5 protein-coding genes are annotated in these 16,547 nt (G+C 37.2%); all 5 read left to right on the forward strand.

From position 1 onward, the window contains the following. Nucleotides 1-107: 107 nt before the first annotated feature. The 5 genes from ACKI3D_RS08920 to ACKI3D_RS08940 all read left to right on the forward strand — a co-directional run bounded on the left by ACKI3D_RS08920 (nucleotide 108) and on the right by ACKI3D_RS08940 (nucleotide 16,230). Complete coding sequence (locus tag ACKI3D_RS08920; protein WP_407393829.1) at nucleotides 108-11,510, forward strand: Ig-like domain repeat protein; 11,403 nt, start codon at nucleotides 108-110, stop codon at nucleotides 11,508-11,510. Nucleotides 11,511-11,796: 286 nt separating this feature from the next. Further along, nucleotides 11,797-12,495, forward strand: coding sequence for a TIGR00297 family protein (locus ACKI3D_RS08925; RefSeq protein WP_407393831.1), 699 nt, complete (start codon nucleotides 11,797-11,799; stop codon nucleotides 12,493-12,495). Nucleotides 12,496-12,599: 104 nt separating this feature from the next. Continuing rightward, nucleotides 12,600-13,838, forward strand: coding sequence for a 2,3-bisphosphoglycerate-independent phosphoglycerate mutase (locus tag ACKI3D_RS08930; RefSeq protein ID WP_407393833.1), 1,239 nt, complete (start codon nucleotides 12,600-12,602; stop codon nucleotides 13,836-13,838). Nucleotides 13,839-13,847: 9 nt separating this feature from the next. Beyond that, complete coding sequence (gene glmM / locus ACKI3D_RS08935) at nucleotides 13,848-15,185, forward strand: phosphoglucosamine mutase (protein WP_407393835.1); 1,338 nt, start codon at nucleotides 13,848-13,850, stop codon at nucleotides 15,183-15,185. A gap of 439 nt (nucleotides 15,186-15,624) precedes the next feature. Further along, on the forward strand, nucleotides 15,625-16,230 hold the full coding sequence (locus tag ACKI3D_RS08940) for a DUF3800 domain-containing protein (protein ID WP_407393837.1): 606 nt from the start codon (nucleotides 15,625-15,627) through the stop codon (nucleotides 16,228-16,230). Nucleotides 16,231-16,547: the final 317 nt, after the last annotated feature.

Consider the following 16,547-nt stretch of genomic DNA (forward strand, 5'->3'; position numbering starts at 1 on the left):
TAACTCTTTACATTAATGGTATACCTCATGAGTTAACCCTGCAGACTGTAGACAATTCAACTTTCGTCGAATTTAATGCTACAGAGCTAAAAGATGGAATAAATTATGTGTTTGCTACATATGAGGGTACTGAAATATATGCACCTTCATGGGCACAAGACAGATTCAATGTAACTAAATACAACTCAACCATTGGAATAGAAACAGCTAATATCACATTCAAAGACACTGAAATCATCAACATCACTCTTCCGGAGGATGCTGAAGGAATTATAAAAGTATTGATTAATGACACTCCATACCTTGTAGAACTGGTTGGAGGATCTGCACAAGTAAATGTCTCTGATTTAGCTGTTGGAACTTACAACGTAACTGTAATATTCAATGGAGATAAGAAATATTACAATTCAACAAATTCAACATTATTCAATGTAACTAAAATCAAGCCAGCTATTGAAATTGACGTTGACAATGTAACTTATGGAAATGAAACTGTAATTACTGTAATTTTACCTGACGGCGTTACTGGAAATGTAACAATTAAAGTAAATGACACAATCCTTGTATATGAAGAGCAGGAAATTGTTGATGGCAAAGTAACTCTTCCGGGCACAATATTGCCTGCTGGCAACTACACTGTTGAAGCAACATATAATGGTGATGGAAACTACTCAGTATGCACCGCTCAAACTAACTTCACAGTATATAGGCAAGCACCTGTACTTACCGTCACAGTTGAAGATATCAACTATGGTGAAAGCGCTAACATTACAGTAACTGTTCCTGATGGGGTAACAGGAACTATAATTATAAAAGTTAATGGAACTGAAAGCGAGCCATTAACAATAACTGAAGGCAAAGTCAACTTAACTGTTGCAGGATTAGCTGTCGGAAATTATCCTGTTGAAGTTATCTACTCAGGCAACGATAACTATTCTGATGATACAGTCACTACTGACTTTGAGGTATTCCAAATCGGCACTGAATTGGATGTTGATGTACATGACATCACCGTTTGGGATACAGAATACATAAATATTACAATTAAAGACGCTGCTGGTAATGTAATTACTAATGCAACCGGCAACGTAACTATTGACATTAATGGTGTTGAATACACTGCAGAAATCAAAGACGGCGTTGCAAGGTTCAACACTTCCAACCTGACTGTCGGACACAAAGTCGCTTGGGTATTCTATGATGGAGACAGAAACCTGACCGGCAGCAGATTAAAGGCTGAATTTGATGTAACTCAAAGAGTTCCTAAAGTAAACGTAACTGCCTTAAACATTACTGTTGACCAAGATGGAAAAATCACAATCAACATTCCTAAGAACGCAACAGGACATGTTGTCTTAAGCGGAAACTTCACTGATAATCTTATATCTGTATATGACTTTACAGACGGCGTTGCTGAAGTCACTGTTAAGGATTTGGCTGTTGGAAACTACAGCGTACACATCAAATACTATGGAGATGATCTTGATAACTACACTGTAGCTGAAAACGACACTACATTCTCTGTAGCTAAGATTAACGCTACCGTATCAATTGTGGCCGACAACGTAACTTACGGAAATGCCACAACCATTGTGGTAACAGTTCCTGAAGGAGTCACAGGCAACATTACACTCAAACTCAATGATACAACCGGAAGAAACATTACCCTGCCGATTGAAGGCGGAAAAGTCACTTGGGTCGTTGAAGGTCTGGCTGCAGGCAACTACACTGTTAATGCAACATATAATGGAAATGACGATTACAATATTAATGATACAGAATCTGCCAAATTCAAAGTTAAAAAGGCAGATCCTGGCTTAGAATTTATAGTCAGCGGAACTGTCCATGAAAGCGCTACCGTACAAATAAAAATCAACGATGAAATTCATGGAAAAGTTGTAAATGTCACTGTTGATGGAGTGCCATATGCTAACGTTTCCGTTGATGATGAATTCAAAACCCAAGTTCTTAATGAAATCAAACCTTACACAATTGTTGTCGAATATGGTGGAAATGAAAACTTCACCAGTGCTAGAGTGGAACAGACATTCACTCCTTCAAAAGTCTTTAATTACGGATTCAACGTAACTGCAATGAATATCACTGTTGGTGAAGATGAGATAATCACTGTTGAAGTCCCAGATAATGTTGATGATGTGGTCATTTGGGTAGATGGACAAGAATACAGAAACAATTCATTCACTAATAATAAGGCTACATTCAACATCACAGGACTTAAAGAAGGAATCTACACAGTTACAGCTCAAGTAAATGATACAGACTTTAATCACTATAACGTCACTACACTGTTCACTGTGAATAAAACCTATCCTTCAATAAATATCACTGTAGTCAATGAAACCAGCATCTATGTTAACGACACTGTTAAAGTGATTGTGACCGTACCTAAGGACGTTACTAAAAATGTAACCATTGAAATTAACGGTATGCAGTTCACCAACAGCACTGTTAACGGTAATGCTACATTCTACATACCTCAAATCACTTACGGCAATAAGACTGTTGTTGCTACATATCCTGGTGATGACAAGTACAGATTCAACTCAACTACTGCTAACTTCACTGTTAACAAACGTAAATCACAAGTGAATGTTACTGTTGATGCAGGCCTTGTCGGTGATGATACTGTAATTAATGTGACTATTCCATCCAATGCTGTTGGATATGTGATTGTCAATGTTGATGGAACCAACTACACTGTTAATACCACAAATGGTAACGGTTCAATTACCATTAAAGGTTTAGGCAACACTACTCATACTGTAAATGTGACTTATATTGGTGATGACCAATACTTGCCAAGTGAAAACAGCACAACATTCGGCATTCCAAAAGCAAACACTACAATCGCTATTACAGTTCAAAATATTACTTATGGCGAAAGCGCCAATATCACAGTCACTGTTGAGAATGACGCTACCGGCTACATTACAATCAGAATAGACAACATTAGAAATGTCACCTTGCCGGTCATTAACGGTACTGTCAATTGGATTGTAGACAATTTACCTGCTGATAATTACACAGTTTATGCTAATTACTCTGGTGATGGTAAATATAATAAGAATGAAACCAGCAAAGGCTTTGAAATAAGTCAGATTTCACCTGAAATCAAGATTATCGAAGTGATTTCAACTGCTGATAAAAATGCAACCATAATCGTTGAAATCGATCCTAGAGTATCTGAAGACATAACTGTGAATGTCAATAATAAGAATTACACTGCAAAACCGGTCAACGGCATTGCTGTGGTAACTACTGATGTTTTAGACTATAACGATTACACAATAAATGCAAGCTATGCTGGTGATAAGAACTTCACCAAAGGCTATGATATTTATAACTTCATTACTAATCAGACTGACGATTACTTGATTAACATTACTGCTAGCGACATTAATGTTAGAGACAACACTAACATCACTGTTAATGTTCCAGCAGACGCTACTGGTAAAGTAATTATTGAATTAAATGGTACTAACTACACTGCTACTATTAGTGGAGGCAAAGCTGTTTTAGATAATGTTTCAACCCTTAAAGAGGGAGTCTACAATGTGACAGCTTACTTTGGTAGTGACAAATATGTGAATAAGACTGTTGAAACTAGATTTGCTGTAAGTAAAGTTGACACTCCAATCGCAATCACTGTAATTAATGAGACCAGTATTCTTGTTAATGATACTGTTAAAGTGATTGTGACAGTTCCTAGTGATGGGACTAAGAATGTGACCATTGAGATTAACGGTATGCAGTTCACTAACAGCACAGTCAATGGTAATGCGACATTCTACATACCTGAAATTACTTTCGGCAATAAGACTGTCGTTGCAACATATCCTGGTGATGACAAGTACAGATTCAACTCAACTACTGCAAACTTCACTGTAAACAAACGTCAATCACAAGTGAATGTTACTGTTGATGCAGGTCTTGTTGGTGATGATGTTGTTATTAATGTGACCATTCCTGCTAATGCAACAGGATATGTCATTGTTAGTGTTGATGGAACTAATTACACTGTCAATACCACTAATGGTAATGGTTCAATTTCTATTAAAGGATTAGGTAATACTACTCACACAGTGCATGTGACTTATATTGGTGATGATCAGTACTTGCCTAGTGAAAACAGCACTACATTTGGTATTCCAAAAGGCAATACTACAATTGCTATTGCTGTTGAAAGTATTGACTATGGTCAAAAAGCTAATATTACTGTGACTGTTAAAGATGATGCTACAGGATATATTACTATTAAGATTAATGATACTCGTGAGATTACCTTGCCTGTTGTGAATGGTACTGTAAATTGGATTGTTGAAGATCTCGCTGCTGGTAACTACACAGTTTACGCTAATTACTCTGGTGATGACAAATATAATGGAAATAAAACTAATAAAACATTTGAAGTTAGACAAATTTCACCTGAGATTAAGATTATTAGTGTGATTTCAACTGCTGGTGAGAATGCAACCATTATTGTTGAAATTGATCCTAGAGTATCTGGTAACATAACTGTGCATGTTGATAAGGATTACAGTGTGAAACCTGTTAACGGTATTGCTGTGGTTACTACTGATGTTTTAGATTATGGTAATTACACTGTTAATGCTAGTTATGCTGGTGATAAGAACTTCACCAAAGATTATGACATTTATAAATTCACTACTAATCAGACTGATGATTACTTAATTAACATCACAGCTTCAGACATTGAGGTTGGTGATAATACTAATATTACTGTAAATGTTCCTAGTGATGCTACCGGTAAGGTCATCATTGAATTGAATGGAACTAATTACACTGTTACTATTGCTGATGGCAAAGCTGTATTGAATAATGTTTCAACACTTGAAGAGGGTGTTTACAATGTTACTGCTTACTTCGGTGATGACAAATATGCAAACAAGACTGTTGAAACCAGATTTGTTGTATCTAAAGTTGACACTCCAATGAAAATCACTGTGGTTAATGATACCAGTATTTATGTTAACGATACTGTTAAAGTGGTTGTGACTGTTCCTAGTGATGTAACTGAAAATGTTACTATTGAGATTAATGGTATGGAGTTCACAAATAGCACTGTTAACGGAAATGCAACATTCTATATCCCATCCATAACCTATGGCAATAAGACTGTTGTTGCAACCTATCCTGGCGATGACAAGTACAGATTCAATTCAACAACTGCCAACTTCACTGTGAATAAACGTGATTCATTCATTAATGTGGATGCTACTGATGGTGTTGTTGATGGTGAAGTAATCATTAATGTGACCGTTCCTGAAAATGCTGTTGGATATGTGGTTGTCAATGTTAATGGAACTAATTATACAATTAATTTAACCAATGGTGATGATAGGGTTGTTGTTAAAGTCACTGAAGCTGGCCTTTACAATGTGACTGTAACTTATATTGGTGATGATCAATTCTTGCCAAGCAACAATACCACTAGCTTTAAAGTCGACAAACTTCCTTCATTCATCAATGTAACTGTAAACGATAACGGAATCATTGCTAATGGTAGTGATGTATACATAAATATCACTGCTCCTGAGGACATAACAGGCAATGTAACTGTAATCGTATGGGATAAGGATAGGAATGTTAACACAACTTACGACAATGTTTATGTGAATGGCGGAAAAGCCGAATTGCACATTGCAGCTCCTGCTATTGGTAACTATTCTGTAACAGCAATATATCTTGAAAACAGAAAATACCTCGGAAATGAAAATTACACTTCATTTGAGGTTTATGACACAACCAAAGAATTAGAGGTTGGTCCACAAGATATTATTTTCGGATCTGATGAAACTGTGCTTGTGATAGTAGATGGAAACCATGTGGGAGATACCTTAACAATTATTATCACTAATGCCAGCGGTGAAGTAATCAGAAATGAAAGTGTAAAAATTGATAGATACGTGGATAACCGTAACATCAGTATTGCTAATTGGAATTTGAAATTGGATGCAGGCAAATATAATGTAAGTGCAGTTTACGTTGAAGTTGATGGAGCTAAGACATACACTTATGAAGGTTCCAATAACTTTGTAGTATACAAAGCGGCTTCCACAATCACAATCAAGGAAATCAGAAACATCACTGTTGGTGATAACGTAACAATTGAATTGGAATTAAGTCCTGATGCGGCTACTGGAAATATCAGCGTATTTGTAAATGGCGTTGAATATAAGATCACTACTGATAACCTTACAATCACAATTCCTAACTTGCGTGCAGACAACTACACTGTTGAGGCATTCTATCATGGTGATAAAAACTATAATGAATCCAATGCATCTTCATCATTCAGAGTAGATAAACTCACAGTTCCTCTCAGTATTGATATAGAAAACAGAGGAGATACTGTACAAATCAACGTAACTGTAGGAAATAATGCAACAGGTCAAATATTACTCGACATTGAAGATAATCATTACTATGCAAACATCACAAATGGTGTTGCACAATTCAACATAACAGGCCTTAAAGCGGGCAAACATAATGTGACTGCATGGTATGTTGAAAACGATAAGTATTATGGCAATACAACCAATTCAAGCTTTACCATATCAAAATATCAACCTGAATTCACAATCAATGGAACAGATATTGACTTTGGTGATGCTGAATTAATTACTATTGAAACTAAAGATGATATTACCAGCTTGGTGGAAGTTGAAGTAAACGGTAGAAATTACACAACATTCATCAAAAATGGTAAAGGTAATTTAACATTAAATGACCTTGCGGCCGGTGATTATAATATTACATTATACTTCCCTTCCAACGAAAAATATGAAGCCGCAACCGCTAATGGTTCATTCAAAGTAAGTCAAATTGCTCCGGACATCAATGTTATTGTTCAAAACATTACCTACGGTGAGGTTGAAACTGTTACCGTTTATGTAAATGCTGAGGGTAATGTAACAATTGAAGTCGGAGGTCAAGAATTTATAGAGCAACCTTTAGTTAACGGTGCAGTAACTGTTGATGTTCCTTACTTAAATGCAAATAACTACACAGTTAATGTGACATACAATGGAAATGCTAACTACACACGTAGCAATGCTAAAGCAAACTTCACTGTTTATAAGGCAGATCCAATAATAACCATTGAGGTTGAAGACATATTCTATGGAGATGTTGAACATATCATTGTTCATGTGAATGCCGAAGGTAATGTGACAGTCATAGTAGATAACAGAACTGTTGAGGAAATTTCACTGGAAAATGGTGAGGTTACCTTAAAAGCATCCAGATGGAATGTTCCTGACTATAACGGAAATGCTACAGTTAATGTTGAAGGATTAGATGCAGGACATTATCCTGTTGTAGCAATTTTCAATGGTAATGAAAACTACAATAAGGCAACTGCAACTGTTGACTTCGAAGTATATAAAGTAAATACAACTGTAAGTGTTGATGTTAAACCGTCAATGAAAATCGGTGAAAGCCAAGTAATCAACATAACCGTCAACAATACTAATGCTACAGGCAATGTTATTGTCATTGTCGATGGTGTAAACAACACTGTGCCTATTACAAATGGTACTGCTAACTTTACTATTGAAGCACTCACAAGCGGAAATCATTCCATTGTAGTGATTTATGAAGGCGATAAAAACCTAAACGGCAACTGGACATCTGCAACATTCGAAGTTGGAAAACTTGATGCTCCAATAAACATGACTATTTCAAACAGCACTGTTGGAGGAAAACAAACAATTACAGTAGAAGTTCCTGAAAATGCTACAGGTCAAGTATTGATTGACATTAACGGTCAACCTTACTATGCTAACATAAGTGATGGCAAAGCTGTCTTAGAGCTTGATACATTACCTGCAGGCGAATACGATGTTGTTGCTACTTACTTAGGTGATGATACATACTTAAGAAACTCCACTTCAGGCAAATTCAATGTAACTAAGAACAATTCAACATTGGAGATTGCTCCTCAAAATATAACATGTGGTGAAAGTGAAACTATCACATTCACTGTTCCTAAAGATGCGACTGGAAATATTACAGTCGTTGTTGCCAATGAAACTTATACTGTACCGGTATCCGGTGGAACCGGCACATTAACTATTCCAAAATTACCTGCGGGTAATTACACTATTGATGCAACTTACAATGGTGATGACAAATATGGACCAGTTTCAAACTCCACAAGCTTTGAAGTATCCAAAGCTGATGATACAAGCCTTAAAGTGATTGATCAAGGTAATGGTACTGTTGTGGTTGTTGTTGGTGATAATGCTGCTGGTAACGTAACCATTAAAGTTGGAGATAATAATTATACTGCTGAAATCGTTAATGGTACTGCTGTGATTGATTTAGTGAATGAAACTCCTGGAGTTCATGATATTGAAGTTATTTACTCCGGTGATGACAATCATGAAGCGGTAACTACAAATGGAACTGTAACTATTCCTAAACTCGAAACTCCAATAAGCGTTGAAGTAAATGATACAAATGTTGGAGATGTAGCTAAAATAATTGTTACTGTTCCTGATGATGCAAAAGGCGATGTAACTATCGAAATTGATGGTGTAAAATACACAGAAAAGATTATAGATGGTGCTGCTACATTCACAATTGAAAACTTGACTGCAGGAAATAAAACTGTGGCTGTCGACTATCCTGGTGACGACAACTACCTTGCAAACCACACAACTAGTCAGTTCACAGTATCTAAAGTGACTCCTGAAATAGAATTAAATCCAGTTTTAGATGGCGATACTTTATTTATTGATGTCACAGCGCCTAAAGATGTTACAAGACCTGTGCTTGTCGATGTGGACGGCAAAGGATACTATGTAAATATAACTGACGGTAAAGGTAGATTGGTACTTGAGAATTTAACTGCCGGAAGCCATGATATCAAAGCAAAATACCTTGGAGACGACAAATACACTGAATCTGATGAGAAATCAGCATCAGTTGAGGTTTCAGATGTTCCTTCAAGTGTATCAATCAAGGTAGATAACATTACCTATGGTGAAGATGCAGTCATTGAAGTGACCGTTCCTAGCGACGCTACAGGCAACGTAACAGTCACAATTGATGGTAAAGACTATCCAGCAACCGTATCCGGTGGAAAAGCCGTTGTAGTTGTACCTGGCCTTGAAGCAGGCAATCACACAGTTGACGTATCCTACAGCGGAGATGACAAATATGCTTCAAGCAGCAACTCCACAGAGTTGGAAGTGTCCAAAGCTCCAACCGATGAGCCTAAAGTAATCGATCAAGGAAACGGCACTGTCGTTGTGGTCGTTCCTGACAACGCAACAGGCAACGTGACAGTTAAAGTCGGAAATAATACTTACACTGCAGAAGTCATCAACGGCACTGCAGTCATTACATTGGAAAATGAAACTCCTGGAACCCACGACATTGAAGTAATCTATTCCGGTGATGAAAACCACGAAGGAACCAGTACAACTTCAACCGTGACAATTCCTAAAGTCGAAACTCCAATATCCGTTGATGTGGACGACATTAAGGTTGGCGACACTGCGGTTATCACAGTAAACGTTCCTGATGATGCTACCGGTGAAGTTACTATTGAAATTGATGGTGTAAAATACACTTCCGAAATCAAAAACGGCAAAGCAGTATTTGAAGTGCCTGATTTAACTGCAGGAACCAAAACCATAGCTGTAGACTATCCGGGTGACGACAAGTATCTTGGAAACCACACAACAGCCAACATAACTGTATCCAAATGCGAATCTGAAGTGTCAGCTACAATAACCGACAGCAATGTCGGCGACAATGTAACAGTAACCGTAACAGTTCCTAAAGATGCAACCGGTCAAGTATTAATCGATATTGATGGCGTAGGATACTATGTAAATGTAACCAATGGAACAGGCACAGTTGAAATCCCTCGTATACCTAGCGGAGTCTACAACGTAAACTTAACCTACACTGGCGATGACAAATACCTGCCAAGTTCAAACGATGCTGCTTTCAAAGTCAGCAAAGTCGAATCATTTGTAATTCCTGAAGCTCAGGACATCTATGTCGGCGACAATGAAGAGATTACAATATCCGTTCCTGAAGATGCAACCGGAACTGTAACAATCGTCATTGATGGTAAAGAATATGAATTTAACTTAGATGATGATACATTAAGCATTCCTGATGATGCAGGAGATGTATATGATGTTGCTGTAAGTCGTGGTAAAGGCAAATTGACCGTATCTGGCTTGCCTAAAGGAGACTATGTTGTAAGTGCAAAATATAACGGTGATGACAAATACCTGCCAAGCACAAATACAACAACATTCAAAGTATTGAGAAAATCTTCAGAAATGGAAGTTACAGACTTAGGAAACGGCACAGTCGTTGTTGATTTACCTGATGACGCTACCGGAACAGTATCCGTTAAAGTTGGAGATCATGTTTACAATGCCACAGTCAAAGACGGCAAAGCGGTCATTGATTTAACCGATGAAACTCCGGGTACACATGATATTGAAGTTAAATACTCAGGTGACGACACCCACAATCCGCAAACCGAAGATTCAAAAGTAACAATTCCAAAATACGACACTCCGATTTCCGTGGAAGTAAGTGACATCAATGTTGGGGATACTGCTATCGTAACTGTAACCCTTCCTGATGACGCTACCGGAACCGTAACCATTGAAATCAATGGTAAGGAATACACTGCTGAAGTCAAAGACGGAAAAGCAGTATTTGAAGTACCGGACCTAGCAGCTGGAGACAAAACCGTAGCAGTCAAATACAGTGGTGATAAAAACTATGTTGAAAACTCCACAACCGGACAATTCACAGTATCCAAATGCGAATCAACCGTTAGCGCAAGTGGAAAAGACATCAAAGCCGGCAATGATGAAGTCATAACTGTGACAGTTCCGTCCGATGCAACCGGTCGTGTACTGGTGGACATTGACGGTGTCGGATACTACGGAACTATCGTAAACGGCAAAGCAAAAGTCGTCATTCCAGAACTCCCAAGCGGAAAATACACCGCAAAAGTAACCTACGAAGGAGATGACAAATACTTGCCAAGTACAACAACCGCAAAATTCACAGTAACCAAAAGTTCAACTCCAATAAAAGCAACCGGAGATGAAATAGAGCAAGGTGACGACGCAACCGTTGTTGTAAAAGTTCCAAGCGATGCAACCGGTACAGTAACAATTACCGTTGACGGCAAAGAATACACAACTGAAGTCAAAGACGGAAAAGCAGTATTCACAATTCCTGGATTAACCAAAGGCGATCATAAAGTCACTGCAAAATATTCAGGAGATAAAAAATACGAAGCCAATGACACAATTACCGATATTGAAGTAAATTACAACGAAAGCCCTACTCCTAATGAAAACGACGGTGGAGAAGGAGGAATTGATTTAACCAAACATGAAACAGGTAATCCGATATTGGTCTTATTGTTAATCATACTGGCTGTCGGATCAACTCAAATCAGAAGACTTAGGAAATAAATTTTCCTACTTTTTTCTTATTTTTTCATTGAAATTTACAAATTTATATCAATTCATCTATATCACCAAAATCGAGTATGCAATTTTAAAGTTTAACCTATAATTTAAATCGTTTGCCGACTCATATTTTTAATGGTTCGATAAATCATTTTAATATATTTATTCGAATTTTTAATTAAATCAATAGAAAATTTCATCCACTATTTCCAAATATGTTTTTCTAAAATTTTGGTAAATCTTTTATATAATTTTGAACAAATATTTACTAAACCAAGTTGTGATTATTATGGTCGAATCAATAATGGTTAATTGGGTGTATGTAATCCTATTATTCATTTTAGGATTTATTACATATTATAGGAAATCCCTGGATTTGTTTGGAACAGCAGTCATGATTATCATGGGTATTGTAATCATATTCTCGGCCGGAACTAACTGGCTTCTGTTGATTGTGCTGTTTCTCGTCATGTCGCTTCTTGCCACAAAATACTCCAAAAAATATAAGCAATCCTTAGGAGAGTTTGAAGGCAGAAGAACATCTAAGAATGTTATTTCAAATGGTGTTGTAGCCTGTTTCATGGCGGCATTCGGAGGATATTACCTGCCGTTTGTCGGAGGTTTTATTGGAGCGATTGCAACAGCGACTTCAGATACATTGGCTTCTGAAATTGGAGTATTGGATCCGCATCCTCGTTTGATTACTACTTTACAGAAGGTAGATCCCGGTACCAACGGTGCAGTTTCAATGCTTGGAACTTCAGTCGGAATCATCGGTGCAGCCATTATCGGCATAGCTGCATATCTTTTGGGCATCATGACAAATCCTCTTTTAGCTTTGGGCGTTGCAATCATATCAGGTACTGTTGGCTGTTTCATGGACAGTATTCTGGGAGCCCTTTTTGAAAATCACGGATGGCTGACCAACGAGCATGTTAATCTGATTGCGACAATAGTCGGTGCGCTTGTGGGCATATTATTGCTTTAATCTTTTTTTTTAAATTTCATTTTAGAATTTTAAACTGGTTTTTAAACAAATTATTTTAACTATTAAACATAAAAATTATATTATTATAAATTTAGGTGATATTTATGAAAGGACTTATTTTAATTATGGATGGTATGGGTGACCGTCCAATTAAAGAATTAGGAAATAAAACTCCTTTGGAAGCTGCAAACACTCCAAACATGGATAAGATGGCTGAAGAAGGAATTACAGGTATTATGGATTCAATAGCTCCGGGAATCATTCCTGGAAGTGACACTGCACATTTGTCCATTTTGGGATACAATCCATATGAGGTATATACCGGAAGAGGTCCGTTTGAAGCAAACGGTGTCGGATTGGAAGTTTTGCCGGGAGACATTGCTTTCAGATGCAATTTTTCAACAGCTGATGAAGATTTGATTGTAACCGACAGGCGTGCAGGAAGAATCAAGGAAGGAACCAAGGAAATCGTAGATGTATTGAACACCATGGTTCTGGAAGACTATCCGGACATTAAGATTATCTTTAAGGAATCAACCGGTCACAGGGCGGTGCTTGTCTTAAGGGGAGAAGGACTTTCCGATAAGGTAAGCGATGCAGACCCTAAGGTTGAAGGAAACAAGCCTAAGGAAGTAAAGGCTTTGGATGACACTCCTGAAGCGGCAAAAACTGCAGACATTTTAAATAAATTGGTTGTAAAAACTTATGAAATGGTTAAAAATCACCCAGTTAACCTGAAAAGAATTGAAAACGGCGAGCCTCCTGCAAACATAGTCATTCCGCGTGGAGCAGGTGAAGTTCCTGTTGTCGAATCATTGAATGATAAATATGAGGTTAATTCTGCCTGTATTGCGGAAACCGGTTTGATTATGGGAATCGGAAGATTTGCAGGAATGGACATCATCGAAATGGAAGATGTAACCGGCGGAATCGACACCAACCTGGACAATATCCGTGATACAATAATTGACCAGGTCAAAAACTCAGACCATGACTTTTTCCTGATAAACATCGATGGTGCTGACGAAGCGGGCCACGATGGCCAGACAATGGAGAAAATGAAATTCATCGAAAAGGTCGATGAGGTTGTAATGAGCGAATTGATTAAACTTGAAGACGTTTACATCTATCTGACAGCTGACCATTCAACTCCAATTTCAGTCAAGAACCATTCAGGAGACCCTGTGCCTGTCATCATCAGAGGTCCTGAAGTAAGAGTGGATGATGTTTGTGAGTTCTCAGAAAGAGCATGCGCAAAAGGAGGACTCAACAGAATCAGAGGATCAGATGTAATGAACATCATGATGGATTTAATGAATTATGCTCATAAATTCGGTGCATAGGGTGGTCGTATGGTAGCAAAGAAACTTTTTGGAACATCAGGAATCAGAGGATTAATCGGCTCAGAAGTAACATGCGAACTTGCATTGAACGTCGGTAAATCCTTAGCATATTATTTGGGCAATGAAGGCACTGTCGTATTGGGTTACGATACCAGAACAACAAATGAAATGCTTGACCAGGCAATCTGTGCAGGACTTCTGGAAAGCGGAGTCGATGTGATTAAAATAGGCATGGTTCCAACACCATTGGTTGGTTATGCTGCCGAAAAACTCGATGCCGATGCAGGAATAATGCTGACAGCATCCCACAATCCTTCCCCATACAATGGAATCAAATTGTGGAATAAGAATGGAATGGCATACACATCCGAACAGGAAGCGAAAATCGAAGAGATTTATGCCAGTAAGGATTATGTTTCAGTAACTTGGGACAAGGTCGGAAAGCTAAGTGTCAATGAAGAAATCAAAGGCCAGTACATCGATGATTTGGTTGACATGGTTGACATTAAGGAAGGATTAAAAGTAGTTATTGACTGCGCCTCCGGTGCCGGAAGCGAAATATCACCTTTAGTATTCAGAAAGGCAGGATGCGAAGTCACAACCCTTAACTCACAACCGGATGGATTTTTCCCAGGAAGAAACCCTGAACCAAATGCAGAAAACCTCCAGACATTAATGAAAACCGTTGTAGCTATTGGAGCAGACCTTGGAATAGCTCACGATGGTGATGCTGACAGAATGATTACGGTTGATGAAAAGGGTAATGTCTCACCATTCGACTCATTGTTGGCTCTGATTTCAAAAGAATTTGATGGAGATATCGTAACAACCGTTGATGCGGGATTATGCATGGACGAATCCGTAAAAGGAAAAGTAATAAGGACAGCTGTTGGAGACGTCAATGTGGCCGAAGTGATTATTGAAGAGGATGCCGCATTCGGAGGAGAGCCTTCAGGAACTTGGCTACATCCGGATTTCTGCATGTGCCCTGACGGAATCCTTTCAGGTTTGAGAATGGCGGAAATCGTTTCAAGAGACGGCAAGCTATCAGAACTGCTGGAACAGATTCCATCATATCCTAACATCCGTGAGAAGATTACCTGCTCAAAGGAAGCCAAAGTCAAGGTAATGGAAAACATGGAGGATCTCTTAAAGGATGCCTTTGACGATATTGTTGATGTCAATTCACTTGATGGTGTAAGATTAACATTTGCCGATGACAGTTGGGTGCTTGTAAGGCCGTCCGGAACTGAAGATTACATCAGAATTACTTTGGAATCAAGAGACGCCCAAAGGGCGGAAGAGATTAAAGAGATTTGTGCAAAAATAATTAATGAAAACTTATAGTTGAGTTTTCATTTTACTTCTTTTTTTTTGACTGGGGTTTGTTTTAAGCTTGGGGTCGGTACAGACTAATGAATGCAGCAGGTATTAGTTTTTCTTGTAGTTTTGGATTCTTAGCTGTTGATTCACTGAGGTATCAATAGTTTAAAGCATAATAAGCAACTAATGGAAATATTAATTTTTCAATTCATTAAATTTGGAGTTGTGATGAAAACCCTTTGTTTAATCACCACTTTTTTTAGTTAGTTGTATGGTCATTTTTATGAACCTATTTTCATAAATGTTCTAGATTACTTAAGTGCCTTTTCTAATTTTTGCTTCTATTATATAGGTATTGTAGTTTTAAATGAGGTCAATTTTACATAAAACGGTCAATTTTGTTTTTATTTTAAATTTAAATGTAGAAAAACTTTTAAAATAATTTGAACATACAGTATTGTTGATGAAATATATCTACATTGACGAAAGCGGAGATCTGGGAGATAATTATTTAGGTTCCAGATATTTTGTTATTGGGGCAATTATTGTTGATAATCCTAAAAATCTAAATAGGATAATTAAATATGCTCGAAATAATTACAATAACATCCTAGGTAGGGATTTGGAGATTAAAGGAAACAAGACAAATCGTTATGTAATCAAGAAGATATTGGGAAAGATTAACAGCATCGACTATCAGGTCTTGGCCATATTTCTGAACAAGAAAAATCTCCATAATGTGCCTGATTTCTATAAATATAATGTATTGTATGATACTTTAGCTTCTAAATTGGCTGAAAAAATTACTATAACTTCTCCAACAACAGTTATTGTAGATAGGTCCAAAGGTAAACATGAAGATATGCGTATTTTCAATGAAAGATTTTCATCAAGTCTTAATAATCCTGATGGTTATTTGGTCAATATAATTCATGCTAATTCTATTAAAGAAAGGGGTTTACAAATAGCAGACCTTATTGCATGGTCGGTTTTTCAAAGTAGGGAACATGAAAATTCTGAATTCATTGATTTGATTAAAAATAAAAATATTTTTGAAGTTTTTAAGTGATTTTAAAAATAGTATGGAAGACTGAAGAACCTACAGCCAACTAATTGACCTATGAAATAAAATTTCATGGAAAGTCGCCACCAGCGGTGACAATGGTGTGTAGGCTAAACCAATACTGGCTTTTACCTTCTAATCTTTCACGTAATATGTAAGTAACTGAATGTATATAAACATTTCCACTGATTATTTTGGGGCAATTTTTACCTTATTTTTTTAAATCGGGTTTTTAAAATGTAATTTTTTAATTTTTCAATGTTAAATTGGATTTTTCGATGAAAGAATTGTAAAACTTTTTTTTTAAAAAACTAATTTTCATG

It is taken from the genome of Methanobrevibacter sp. (assembly GCF_045586545.1).
Classification (GTDB): domain Archaea; phylum Methanobacteriota; class Methanobacteria; order Methanobacteriales; family Methanobacteriaceae; genus Methanocatella.

What these genes read in the sequence shown, in the direction of transcription:
- ACKI3D_RS08925 (WP_407393831.1), top strand. Translation starts at nt 11,797, where the DNA reads ATGGTCGAATCAATAATGGTTAATTGGGTGTATGTAATCCTATTATTC.
- glmM (WP_407393835.1), top strand. Translation starts at nt 13,848, where the DNA reads ATGGTAGCAAAGAAACTTTTTGGAACATCAGGAATCAGAGGATTAATC.
- ACKI3D_RS08930 (WP_407393833.1), top strand. Translation starts at nt 12,600, where the DNA reads ATGAAAGGACTTATTTTAATTATGGATGGTATGGGTGACCGTCCAATT.
- ACKI3D_RS08940 (WP_407393837.1), top strand. Translation starts at nt 15,625, where the DNA reads ATGAAATATATCTACATTGACGAAAGCGGAGATCTGGGAGATAATTAT.